The sequence below is a fragment of the Streptomyces griseoluteus genome (assembly GCF_004784465.1).
Classification (GTDB): domain Bacteria; phylum Actinomycetota; class Actinomycetes; order Streptomycetales; family Streptomycetaceae; genus Streptomyces; species Streptomyces griseoluteus.
In genome coordinates this window covers 1-11,422 of sequence record NZ_SRRU01000005.1, presented here as the reverse complement: position 1 = coordinate 11,422, position 11,422 = coordinate 1, and the positions used below count along the sequence as shown (strand labels likewise).

General features: G+C 72.0%; 11 protein-coding genes. 9 read left to right on the top strand and 2 right to left on the bottom strand.

The features are described 5' to 3' along the window. Positions 1-11 precede the first annotated feature (11 nt). Positions 12-464, bottom strand: coding sequence for a metallopeptidase family protein (locus E5082_RS14710; RefSeq protein ID WP_135792105.1), 453 nt, complete (start codon positions 462-464; stop codon positions 12-14). Positions 465-786: 322 nt separating this feature from the next. Here E5082_RS14710 and E5082_RS14705 point away from each other — a divergent pair, with 322 nt between their 5' ends. The 8 genes from E5082_RS14705 (at position 787) to E5082_RS14670 (ending at position 9,033) form a co-directional block, all read left to right on the top strand. Further along, positions 787-1,209: a DUF3499 domain-containing protein gene (locus E5082_RS14705; protein ID WP_086695352.1), complete on the top strand. Its 423-nt coding sequence runs from the start codon at positions 787-789 to the stop codon at positions 1,207-1,209. A 73-nt stretch (positions 1,210-1,282) separates the two neighbouring features. Continuing rightward, positions 1,283-2,644 carry a phosphomannomutase/phosphoglucomutase gene (locus E5082_RS14700; protein ID WP_135791713.1) on the top strand — a complete coding sequence of 454 codons (1,362 nt, stop codon included), beginning with the start codon at positions 1,283-1,285 and terminating at the stop codon, positions 2,642-2,644. A gap of 141 nt (positions 2,645-2,785) precedes the next feature. Then, positions 2,786-2,956, top strand: coding sequence for a Trm112 family protein (locus tag E5082_RS14695; RefSeq protein WP_020940431.1), 171 nt, complete (start codon positions 2,786-2,788; stop codon positions 2,954-2,956). A 55-nt stretch (positions 2,957-3,011) separates the two neighbouring features. Next, positions 3,012-4,139 carry an SIS domain-containing protein gene (locus E5082_RS14690; protein ID WP_135791712.1) on the top strand — a complete coding sequence of 376 codons (1,128 nt, stop codon included), beginning with the start codon at positions 3,012-3,014 and terminating at the stop codon, positions 4,137-4,139. A gap of 51 nt (positions 4,140-4,190) precedes the next feature. Beyond that, positions 4,191-5,339, top strand: coding sequence for a mannose-6-phosphate isomerase, class I (manA, locus tag E5082_RS14685; RefSeq protein ID WP_135791711.1), 1,149 nt, complete (start codon positions 4,191-4,193; stop codon positions 5,337-5,339). A gap of 151 nt (positions 5,340-5,490) precedes the next feature. Continuing rightward, positions 5,491-6,471, top strand: a complete 981-nt coding sequence (locus tag E5082_RS14680) for a cation diffusion facilitator family transporter (RefSeq protein ID WP_135791710.1) — start codon at positions 5,491-5,493, stop codon at positions 6,469-6,471. Between the two features lie 373 nt (positions 6,472-6,844). Then, complete coding sequence (gene ahcY, locus E5082_RS14675; protein WP_135791709.1) at positions 6,845-8,302, top strand: adenosylhomocysteinase; 1,458 nt, start codon at positions 6,845-6,847, stop codon at positions 8,300-8,302. A gap of 116 nt (positions 8,303-8,418) precedes the next feature. Next, positions 8,419-9,033, top strand: a complete 615-nt coding sequence (locus E5082_RS14670) for a hypothetical protein (protein ID WP_135791708.1) — start codon at positions 8,419-8,421, stop codon at positions 9,031-9,033. A 13-nt stretch (positions 9,034-9,046) separates the two neighbouring features. Here E5082_RS14670 and E5082_RS14665 read toward each other — a convergent pair whose 3' ends face one another. Then, on the bottom strand, positions 9,047-9,925 hold the full coding sequence (locus E5082_RS14665; RefSeq protein ID WP_135791707.1) for an RDD family protein: 879 nt from the start codon (positions 9,923-9,925) through the stop codon (positions 9,047-9,049). Between the two features lie 141 nt (positions 9,926-10,066). Here E5082_RS14665 and E5082_RS14660 point away from each other — a divergent pair, with 141 nt between their 5' ends. Next, positions 10,067-11,074, top strand: coding sequence for a stage II sporulation protein M (locus tag E5082_RS14660; RefSeq protein WP_135791706.1), 1,008 nt, complete (start codon positions 10,067-10,069; stop codon positions 11,072-11,074). Positions 11,075-11,422: the final 348 nt, after the last annotated feature.

Below are 11,422 nucleotides of genomic sequence, written 5' to 3'. Positions count from 1 at the left end.
ACGGCCGCCCGCTACTCCTCGCCGTACCGGGGGTCCACCGTCTCCGGGGTCAGCCCCAGCAGCTCGGCGACCTGCTCCACGACCACCTCGTGCACCAGCTCGGCGCGTTCGTCGCGCCCCTTGGTGCGGATCTCGATCGGCCGCCGGTACACCACGACCCGCGCCCGCCGGCCGTCCCGCGCGGGGGCGATCCCGCCCAGCGGCACACCCTCGTCGCTCCACGGCCCGTCGCCGGTGCCCTCCAGCCGGGGCACCTCCATCACCAGGAACTCCACCTCGGCGAGCTGCTGCCAGCGCCGCTCCAGCCGTTCCACGGAGTCCCGCACGAGGTCCGCGAACACGTCGGCGCGGCTGGCCGCCAGGGGCACCTGGGGCGGTGCGATGGGGCCACGCATGCCCCGCCCGTGACGATCACGGCGTCGGGGTCGGGGACCTGCGGCACGGGGCGGTACACGGTTGTCCATCACCGCAGAAGCGTAGTCCTCGCCCGCCACCGACGCCCGGCTCCACGCGACAGCCACCCGCTCCCCGCCGGAGGGACCGCGCCTTCGCACCCCCTCCCCGGACTCTTCGCGCACTTTTCTCCCGGTGTTCGCTCAGTCGTCTCCCGCGCGGCGCACCACGGTTCCGGCCACGCTCGGGTGCGCCGGGTGGCCGAGAACCGACGTCGTCCGCCGGGCTTTGTCCCGGATCATCACCGGATGCACCCCCGCGCGGCGCGCTCACCGGGGCTCCCCCCGAGGGGCCCGGGGAACCCCGCAGGCCACGACACGGGGGAGTGACCTGGTGGAGAGTCGTCGCGGCCCGCTCAAGAGTGCGGTACCGTCCAACATCGTGAGCCTTGTACGTCGCTGTTCGCGCACCGCCTGCGGCCGACCCGCCGTTGCGACGCTGACGTACGTCTACGCCGACTCGACCGCGGTCCTCGGCCCCCTCGCCACCTACGCCGAGCCCCACTGCTACGACCTGTGCGCCGAGCACTCCGAGCGCCTCACCGCCCCGCGCGGCTGGGAAGTCGTCCGGCTGCTCGACGGCTCCGCCCCGGCCCGCCCCAGCGGCGACGACCTGGAGGCACTGGCCAACGCGGTTCGCGAGGCGGCCCGTCCGCAGGAGCGCGCGGCCGGAGCGGGCGGCGGCGCACGCAGCGCCGACCCGATGGAAGTCGCCCGGCGCGGCCACCTACGGGTCCTCCGCTCGCCGGACAACTAGAGCGCCCCTCCCCGCAGCCGCGCACCCCAACGGGTAGTTTTGGGCCCCCAATGGACTTTCAGGAGGGCCGGCCGTGGCAGATCTGTCGCAGATCGTGAAGGCGTACGACGTGCGCGGAGTCGTTCCGGACCAGTGGGACGAGGCCATGGCCGAACTCTTCGGCGCCGCCTTCGCCGAGGTGACGGACGCGACCGCGATCGTCGTCGGCCACGACATGCGCCCCTCCTCGCCCGGCCTCTCCCACGCCTTCGCACGCGGCGCGCTGAACCGGGGCGTCGACGTCACCGAGATCGGCCTCTGCTCCACGGACCAGCTCTACTACGCTTCCGGCGCGCTGGACCTGCCCGGCGCGATGTTCACCGCCTCGCACAACCCGGCCCAGTACAACGGCATCAAGATGTGCCGCGCGGGCGCCGCCCCCGTCGGCCAGGACACCGGGCTCGCCGACATCCGCGCCTTGGTCGAGCGCTGGACGGAAACGGGCGCCCCGGCCCCGGCCGCCGCACCGGGCACCCTCACCGCGCGCGACACCCTCGACGACTACGCCGCCTACCTGCGCTCGCTGGTCGACCTGACCGCGATCCGCCCGCTGAAGGCCGTCGTGGACGCGGGCAACGGCATGGGCGGGCACACCGTCCCGACGGTCCTGGCGGGACTGCCGCTCACCGTCGTCCCGATGTACTTCGAGCTGGACGGCACCTTCCCCAACCACGAGGCCAACCCGCTGGACCCGGCCAACATCGTGGACCTGCGCAAGCGGGTCGTGCAGGAGGGCGCGGACATCGGCCTCGCCTTCGACGGCGACGCCGACCGCTGCTTCGTCGTGGACGAGAACGGCGACCCCGTCTCCCCGTCCGCCGTCACCGCCCTGGTCGCCGCCCGCGAACTCGCGCGCAACGGCGGTAGGGGCACGGTCATCCACAACCTGATCACCTCCCGCACGGTCGCCGAGGTGGTCCACGAGCACGGCGGCACCCCGGTCCGCACCCGCGTCGGCCACTCCTTCATCAAGGCGGAGATGGCCCGGACCGGCGCGATCTTCGGTGGCGAGCACTCCGCCCACTACTACTTCAAGGACTTCTGGAACGCGGACACCGGCATGCTGGCCGCCCTCCACGTCCTCGCCGCCCTGGGCACCCACCCCACCCCCCTGTCCACCCTCACCGCCCAGTACGACCGCTACGCGGGCTCCGGCGAGATCAACTCCACGGTCGCCGACCAGCAGGCCCGCCTGGCCGCCCTCCGCGCCGCCTACGCCCCGGCCCCCGACACGACCCTGGACGACCTCGACGGCCTCACGGTCTCCACCCCCACCTGGTGGTTCAACGTCCGCCCTTCCAACACGGAGCCGTTGCTCCGCCTGAACGCCGAGGCGGAGGACGAGGCGACGATGACGAAGATCAGGGACGAGGTTCTGGCGATCATCCGCGCGTAGCCCTGGCGGAGCGCAACGGCTCCCCCTCAGCCGACCGGCACGGGCGGCTGGGTGGGCAACATCCCCCCGAACCCGCGAAGCGACTCGCGGTACCCTGACCAGCACATCCGTAGCACCCGTTTCCGCCCGAAGGGACACCCCATGCCGCTCGAAGCCGGTCTCCTGGAGATCCTGGCCTGCCCGGCCTGCCACGCTCCCCTCAAGGAGCAGGACGCGGAGCTGATCTGCACCGGTCAGGACTGCGGCCTGGCATACCCCGTCCGCGACGGCATCCCCGTCCTCCTGGTCGACGAGGCCCGCCGCCCGGCGTAAGCACGGCCGGAACACACCGCGCAGTAGGACCCCGGCGATCGGAGGCACCCCGCCCATGCTCGACGAATCGCTCCTGGACGCCCCGGAGGGCCTCGCCGAGGCCGACCGCCGAGGGTTGCTGCGCGGCGCGGCGGAGGCGGGCGCGAGGGTCCGTACCGCGGCCCGGCACGCCGCCGAGGCCGGAGTCGGCGCGCTCCAGCCCGACGGCCGCCCCCGCGCCGTACTGATCGCGGGCCCCGGCGCCGCCGCCACCCACACCGCCGACCTCCTCGGCACCCTGGCCGGCCCCGGCAGCCCGGTGATCCGCCTGGAGGCCAGCGGAGTCGCCCCTGCCCCCGGCGCCCTGCGCTGGGAACTGCCCGGCTGGGCGGGCTCCGTGGACCTGCTGCTGATCGCCACCCCCGACGGCACCGAACCGAGCCTCGGCCTCCTCGCGGAACAGGCGTACCGCAGAGGCTGCTCCGTGGTGGCCGTAGCCCCCGCCGGCACCCCGCTCGCGGAGGCGGTCGCGGCCGCGCACGGCATGTTCGTCCCGATGGCGACAGCCCCGTACGACCAGGGCGAGCCGGTCGCCGCGTCCTCCTCCGGCGTCTTCTGGGCCCTGCTCACCCCGCTGCTGGCCCTCCTGGACCGCGTCGGCCTGCTGACCGCGGGCCCCGACGCGCTGGAGAAGGTGGCCGACCGCCTCGACCAGGTCGCCGAGCGCTGCGGCCCCGCCATCGCCACGTACGGCAACGCGGCCAAGACGCTCGCCGCGGAACTCGCCGACGCCCTGCCCGTCGTCTGGACGGAGGGCACCTCCGCCGGCCCGGCGGGCCGCCGCTTCGCCGCCGCCCTGGCCGAACTCGCGGGCCGCCCCGCCCTGGTGGCCGAACTCCCCGAGGCGCTCCTCGCGCACGAGGCCCTGCTCTCCGGCCCGCTGGCCGCCCGCGCCGATCCGGAGGACTTCTTCCGCGACCGCGTCGAGGAGGCGCCCGCGATGCACGCGCGCGTGGTGCTGCTCCGGGACCGTCCCATCGGCGGCCTCACCGCCGCCCCCGCCGCCCGCGACCTGGCCCTCGGCCACGACACGCCGATCAGCGAACTCGAGCCGGAGGAGGGCGGCGAACTGGAGACCCTCGCCGACCTGATCGCCGTCACCGATTTCGCCGCCGTTTACCTGGCGCTCGCCGCCGGCGCCTGAGCTGACCCCAGGCACCCGCCCGCGGCGCCCGTACGGAGACAGAGAAGACACATGGACCGCCTCGACAACACCGTCCGCCCCTACGCCTGGGGGTCGACCACCGCCATCCCGCGGCTGCTGGGCACCGAGCCCACCGGCGAACCGCAGGCCGAGATGTGGATGGGCGCCCATCCCGGCGCTCCCTCGCGCACCTCGCGCGGCACGCTGGTGGAGGTCATCGACGCCGACCCGGAGCGCGAGCTGGGTGCCGGGGCGGTGGCGAAGTTCGGCCCGCGCCTGCCCTTCCTGCTCAAGATCCTCGCCGCGGGCGCCCCGCTCTCCCTCCAGGTCCACCCCGACCTGGCCCAGGCGCGCGAGGGCTATGCCGAGGAGGAACGCAGGGGCGTCCCCGTGGACGCCCCCGACCGCAACTACAAGGACGCCAACCACAAGCCCGAACTCATCTGCGCCCTCACCGAGTTCGACGGCCTGTGCGGCTTCCGCGCCCCCGTCGAGGCGGCCGGCCTGCTCGACGGCCTGGGCGTGGACTCCCTCAAGCCGTACGTCGACCTGCTGCGCGCCCAGCCCGAGGACGCCGCCCTGCGGGAGGTGCTCACCGCCATCCTCACCGCGAACCCCGAGGACATGGCCGACACCGTCACCGAGGCCACCGCCGCCTGCACCCGCCTCGGCGGCCCGTACACCCCGTACGCCGACATGGCCCGCGACTACCCCGGCGACCCCGGCGTGATCGCGGCCATGCTGCTCAACCACGTCCGGCTCCAGCCCGGCGAGGCCCTGTTCCTCGGCGCGGGCATCCCGCACGCCTACCTGGACGGCCTCGGCGTCGAGATCATGGCCAACTCCGACAACGTGCTGCGCTGCGGCCTGACCCCCAAGCACATCGACGTCCCCGAACTCCTGCGCGTGGTCCGTTTCGAGGCGAGCGACCCCGGTGTCCTGCGTCCCGAGGCGTCCCCGGAGGGCGAGGAGGTCTACGAGACCCCCATCGACGAATTCCGGCTCTCCCGCTGGGTCCTGCCCGGCGAGACCACCCGCGACCTGACCCTGCCGACCCCCCAGGTCCTCCTGTGCACGGCCGGTTCGGTCCGCGTCGGCGAGCACGGCCTGCTGCCCGGCCGGTCGGTCTTCGTCCCGGCGGCCGAGAAGGCCGAGGCGTCCGGCGAGGGCACGCTGTTCCGCGCCACTGTGATCGTATGACCGCCCCTGTGGCTACCTGAGGCGCCGCATGCCGGTGGGACTGCAACAATGGCCCACCGGCAAAGCACGTGCAAAGAAGCGACCCGTCGGGGCACAAGAGCCGTGCGGGGGTGCCGAGAAGGCGACAAGGGCGAAGGGAAAACGCGAACTCATGAGCGCGTCAGGCGGTAACAAGGCGATCGTGGCGGCACTCGGCGCCAATCTGGCGATCGCGGCATCGAAGTTCGTGGCGTTCGCGTTCAGCGGCTCCTCGTCGATGCTCGCCGAGGGCGTCCACTCGGTCGCCGACTCCGGCAACCAGTTCCTGCTGCTCATCGGCGGCAAGAAGGCCCAGCGCGAGGCCACCCCGCAGCACCCCTTCGGCTACGGCCGCGAGCGGTACATCTACGCCTTCCTGGTCTCCATCGTCCTCTTCTCCATCGGCGGCATGTTCGCCATCTACGAGGGCTACGAGAAGATCAGCCACCCCCACCCGGTGGAGCACTGGTACTGGCCGGTCGGCGTCCTCGTCTTCGCGATCATCGCCGAGGGCTTCTCCTTCCGTACGGCCATCAAGGAGTCCAACGAGCTGCGCGGCAAGCTCTCCTGGGCCCAGTTCATCCGCCGCGCCAAGGCGCCCGAGCTGCCCGTCGTGCTGCTGGAGGACTTCGGCGCGCTCATCGGCCTGGTCCTCGCCCTCGGCGGCGTCGGCATCGCCCTGCTCACCGGCAACGGCGTCTGGGACGGCATCGGCACCGTCTGCATCGGTGTCCTGCTCGTCGCCATCGCCTTGGTGCTCGCCTCCGAGACCAAGTCCCTGCTGCTCGGCGAGGCCGCCGGCCTGGAGGACGTCAAGAAGATCGAGGCCGCCATCGTCGACGGCGACACCGTCACCGGCGTCATCCACATGCGCACCCTCCACCTCGGCCCCGAGGAACTGCTCGTCGCCGCCAAGATCGCCGTCCAGCACGACGACACGGCCGCCGAGGTCGCCAACGCGATCGACCGCGCCGAGGCCCGCATCCGCGAGGCCGTCCCGATCGCCCGCGTCATCTACCTGGAGCCGGACATCTACAGCGCCGCCGAGGCCGCCAAGGGTCCCGACCCCCTCGCCACGCCGGGCGGCCCGAACCCCCACCCGGCCGACCACTGACCCCCAGGCCGCCGCGCCGAGGCCCCCGCCGCACCCCGGTCCCCACCGGCCGCGCCGGGGGCCTCGGCGTGCCCGAAGATGTAGCCCCGCACCCATTCGTTCGCGCCACATCCGTCACCTGGACGGCACGCGGTGTCCGAACGCGGACTGGGGCGCGCCCCGCCGTCCGGTGTAGCTTGGGACGGAGCCAGACGTCGCTGCTGATGGCGGTCGGGCGGTCCCGGAGCGGACCGGCCGAGGGAGAGAGGGCCTCCGACGGACTGCGCTGCGCGTACGCGGGCATGCCTGTGTCCTCTTCTCGGGGCACCCCTGTGTCCGTCGCCGTGCAGACCAGCCGTACCCACCTCGCCCCGACTTCGAGGAGCAGCCCGCCATGACCACTGTCGACAACCGACAGGACTTCAAGGTCGCCGACCTCTCCCTGGCCGAGTTCGGCCGCAAGGAGATCACCCTCGCCGAGCACGAGATGCCCGGCCTGATGTCGATCCGCAAGGAGTACGCCGAGGCCCAGCCCCTGGCCGGTGCCCGCGTCACCGGCTCCCTGCACATGACCGTGCAGACCGCCGTGCTCATCGAGACCCTCGTCGCCCTCGGCGCCGACGTCCGCTGGGCCTCCTGCAACATCTTCTCCACCCAGGACCACGCGGCCGCCGCCATCGCCGTCGGCCCGAACGGCACCCCGGACAACCCGCAGGGCGTCCCCGTCTTCGCCTGGAAGGGCGAGACCCTGGACGAGTACTGGTGGTGCACCGAGCAGGCGCTGACCTGGCCGAACAGCCCCACCGGCGGCCCGAACATGATCCTGGACGACGGCGGCGACGCCACCCTCCTCGTCCACAAGGGCGTCGAGTACGAGAAGGACGGCAAGGTCCCCTCGCCCGACACCGCCGAGTCCGACGAGCACCGCGTCATCCTCGAGCTGCTCAACCGCACCATCACCGACGGCTCCCAGAAGTGGACCCAGCTCGCCTCCGAGATCCGCGGTGTCACCGAGGAGACCACCACCGGCGTCCACCGCCTGTACGAGATGCAGCGCGACGGCGTCCTGCTCTTCCCGGCGATCAACGTGAACGACGCCGTCACCAAGTCGAAGTTCGACAACAAGTACGGCTGCCGCCACTCCCTGGTCGACGGCATCAACCGCGCCACCGACGTCCTCATCGGCGGCAAGACCGCCGTCGTCTGCGGCTACGGCGACGTCGGCAAGGGCTGCGCCGAGTCCCTCCGCGGCCAGGGCGCCCGTGTGATCGTCACCGAGATCGACCCGATCTGCGCGCTCCAGGCGGCGATGGACGGCTACCAGGTCACCACGCTGGACGAGGTCGTCGACAAGGCCGACATCTTCGTCACCACGACCGGTAACAAGGACATCATCATGGCCTCGGACATGGCCAAGATGAAGCACCAGGCCATCGTCGGCAACATCGGCCACTTCGACAACGAGATCGACATGGCCGGCCTCGCCAAGATCCCCGGCATCGTCAAGGACGAGGTCAAGCCGCAGGTCCACACCTGGACCTTCCCCGACGGCAAGAAGATCATCGTCCTGTCCGAGGGCCGCCTGCTGAACCTGGGCAACGCCACCGGCCACCCCTCGTTCGTGATGTCCAACTCCTTCGCGGACCAGACCCTGGCCCAGATCGAGCTGTTCACCAAGCCCGACGAGTACCCGACCGGCGTCTACGTGCTCCCCAAGCACCTGGACGAGAAGGTCGCCCGCCTCCACCTGGACTCGCTGGGCGTCAAGCTCACCCAGCTCCGCCCGGAGCAGGCCGCGTACATCGGTGTCGAGGTCGACGGTCCCTTCAAGTCGGACCACTACCGCTACTGAGCCGCTGATTCCCGCACCACCCGAGGCAGGCCCCCGCACCCCCGTGCCGGGGGCCTGCCCCTTTGCGCCGGACCAGCGGCCCCGGACCGTCAGCCCGCCAGACCCCAGGACCTCCCATGCCGCGCGGCCGATATTCGCTCCACGATCCGCACGATCACACCCCCCTCGCAGAAGAACACTTCCAGTGCGCCCCCGGCCCCTCCGGCTGGCGCTACGTCTCCCAGCTCACCGCCCCCGACGGCACGCACCGGGGCTCGGTCGACCTCGCCCTGGACGACCTCGGCCGCCCCATCCGCCTCGAACTCCACGCCGGCGGCTGGCAGGTGCGCGGCGCCGCCCTCGACGGCGTCACCTGGGTCCGCACCGACCCGGCCGGGCTGGAAGCGACGGAGGGCAATGTGCCCGCCCACGCCTTCACCGGCACGTCCCCGGCATTCCTCGTCGCCACCGCACGTCTCCTGCGCCTCACCCCCTCCTCCTCCGCGACCCGCGTACGCCTCGTCGCGCTGACCGACCCGGTCCTCGCCCCCCGCACCGTGGACCAGTCCTGGGCGCTGATCGACAGAGAAGCACACGCCACTGACAACGGCCCCCTGCTCGTGGACGAATACCAGGTCACAGCCCTGGACACGGGGGAAAGGCACGCCGTGCACATCGCCGGAGACGTCGTCCTCGCGGCCCCCGGCATCGAGCTGGAGGACCTCCAGACCCCACCGTCGACGTTCCCCTGACCGGCCCGGCCGACTAGGCGGGCGGCGCGAACCCCGTCGACCGGCTCTGCGGGTGCTCCGGCGCCTTCACGTTCTTCTCGCTCACCGGCGCGACGAGCGGCGGAGACACGGAAGTCACCGCGTGGTCCCCACCGCCCTCGTACCGAGGCTGCTGCCGCGCCTGCCGGGACTGCCGCTCATGCACCACGGCCGCCAGAAACACGGCAGGCCGCGCCTGGAGGTCCGGCGGCACCGCGGCCCCCGTCCGCGCGGCCACATCGGCGGCCAGCCGCGACGCCATCGACCAGGAGACCTGCGGCTGAAGCTGGTGCATCCGCGTCAGGTACTGCCGCACGGCCAGCCAGAGCCCGTCGGGCACGCCCGACAGATCCAGCTCCGCGAACCGGCCCGCCAACTCCGGCGCCGGGGGCGGGACCACACCGGCCCGGCCCACCGGAATCCGCTCCCGCACCACCAGCGTCCCCGCGAACACGTCCCCGAGCCGCCGCCCCCGTTCCGAGACGAGCGAGGCGATGCACGCCACCACCCCGAACGTCATCAGAATCTCGATCATCCCGACGCCACCGCGCACCAGCGCATGCCGGAACCGCACCGGCCCACCGTCGTCACGCACCACGCGCAGCCCGAATGCCAGCTTCCCCAGCGACCGCCCATGGCTCAGCGTCTCCACCGCGATCGGCCCGCCGACCAGCACCAGCAGAAAGGCCGCCACCGACATCGCGGCCTGCGCGGCATCGTCCAGCGAAGAGGTGGCCGCCACGAGCCCGATCACCACGGCGATGTAGACGAGCACGGCCACGATCAGATCGATCAGCACGGCCAACGCCCTGCTCGGCAGCTTCGCGGGCCGCAGCTCCAACGCCACCGCCTCACCGGTCACCAGCTCACTCACGCCCGCCGTCCTTCCCTCGCCCACCCCTGTGGACGCAAGTCTGCCAAGCTGAGGGCGCATCGCATCCTGGTACGACAAGCTGACAGTGTCCCGTTGTCCGGTGGCGGCTGGCCACGACGAGTCGAGGAGCAGGCAGACCCCATGGACCTGGACGTCTTCGTCTCCGCACACCGGGCCGAGTGGGACCGCCTCGACGCCCTGATCCGCCGCCGGCGCCGCCTCACCGGCGCGGAGGCCGACGAACTCGTCACCCTCTACCAGCGCACGGCGACACACCTCTCCCTCATCCGCTCCAGCGCCCCGGACCCCCAGCTCACCGGTCGCCTCAGCCAGCTCGTGGCCCGCGCTCGCAGCGCCGTCACCGGAACCCGCCGCGCCTCCTGGCGCGACGTGACCCGCTTCCTGGGCCGAGGCTTCCCCGCCGCCGTCTACCGCGCCCGGCACTGGTGGGTGCCGACCGCCCTCGTCTCCACCGCCGTGGCGATCCTCCTCGGCTGGTGGATCGGCACCCACCCCGAGGTGCAGGCGTCGATCGCGGCCCCCGGCCACCTCCGCGAACTGACTCGCCCCGGCGGCGGCTACGAGACCTATTACTCCAGCCACCCCGCCGCGTCCTTCGCCGCACAGGTGTGGACGAACAACGCCCAGGCGGCCGCGCTCTGCCTTGTCCTGGGCGTCTTCCTGGGCCTCCCGGTCCTCTGGATCCTGTTCGAGAACATGCTGAACCTGGGGGTCGGCTTCGGCCTGATGTCCTCCGCGGGTCGCCTCGACACCTTCCTCGGCCTCGTCCTCCCGCACGGCCTGCTCGAACTCACCGCGGTCTTCGTGGCCGCCGGCACGGGCATGCGCCTCGGCTGGACCGTGATCGACCCCGGCCCGCGCACCCGCCGGGCCGCGCTCGCCGAAGAGGGCCGCGCCGCCGTGGGCATGGCCATCGGCCTCGCCCTCGTGCTGTTCGTGTCCGGCGCCATCGAGGGCTTCGTGACCCCGTCCGGCCTGCCCACCTGGGCCCGGATCGCCATCGGCGTCCTGGCCGAGCTGGCCTTCCTCACCTATGTGTACGTCCTCGGCGGCCGGGCGGTGCGCGAGGGGGAGACCGGCGACCTCCAGGAGGCCGAACGCAGCTCCACGGTCCCTACCGCCGCCTGATGTGCGCGGGACCCCGCCGAGCTGCTAGTCTCCTCATCGCCCCACAAAACCTGTTGACACGGGTGGAGCGGGGAGGTAGAGTTGAACAGTTGCCTGGAGCTGGACAAGTTCAAGGCTAACCATTAAGCTTTATCTGGCTTCGTCGGAACATCGCTGAATGTGATTCCCGAGAAGCACCCCCGATAAATCGGAAATGAAGCCGGTAAGACCGGCCGAAAACCTCTGATAGAGTCGGAACCGCCGGAAAGGGAAACGCGAAAGCGAAGAACTGGAAAGCACCGAGGAAATCGGATCGGAAAAAGATCTGATAGAGTCGGAAACACCGAAGGGAAGCCCGGAGGAAAGCCC

Excerpts from the sequence above, each read along its gene's own strand:
- E5082_RS14710 (WP_135792105.1), bottom strand. The coding sequence starts at position 464 with ATGGACAACCGTGTACCGCCCCGTGCCGCAGGTCCCCGACCCCGACGC.
- E5082_RS14695 (WP_020940431.1), top strand. The coding sequence starts at position 2,786 with ATGCCGCTCGAAGCCGGTCTCCTGGAGATCCTGGCCTGCCCGGCCTGC.
- E5082_RS14690 (WP_135791712.1), top strand. The coding sequence starts at position 3,012 with ATGCTCGACGAATCGCTCCTGGACGCCCCGGAGGGCCTCGCCGAGGCC.
- manA (WP_135791711.1), top strand. The coding sequence starts at position 4,191 with ATGGACCGCCTCGACAACACCGTCCGCCCCTACGCCTGGGGGTCGACC.
- E5082_RS14680 (WP_135791710.1), top strand. The coding sequence starts at position 5,491 with ATGAGCGCGTCAGGCGGTAACAAGGCGATCGTGGCGGCACTCGGCGCC.
- ahcY (WP_135791709.1), top strand. The coding sequence starts at position 6,845 with ATGACCACTGTCGACAACCGACAGGACTTCAAGGTCGCCGACCTCTCC.
- E5082_RS14670 (WP_135791708.1), top strand. The coding sequence starts at position 8,419 with ATGCCGCGCGGCCGATATTCGCTCCACGATCCGCACGATCACACCCCC.
- E5082_RS14660 (WP_135791706.1), top strand. The coding sequence starts at position 10,067 with ATGGACCTGGACGTCTTCGTCTCCGCACACCGGGCCGAGTGGGACCGC.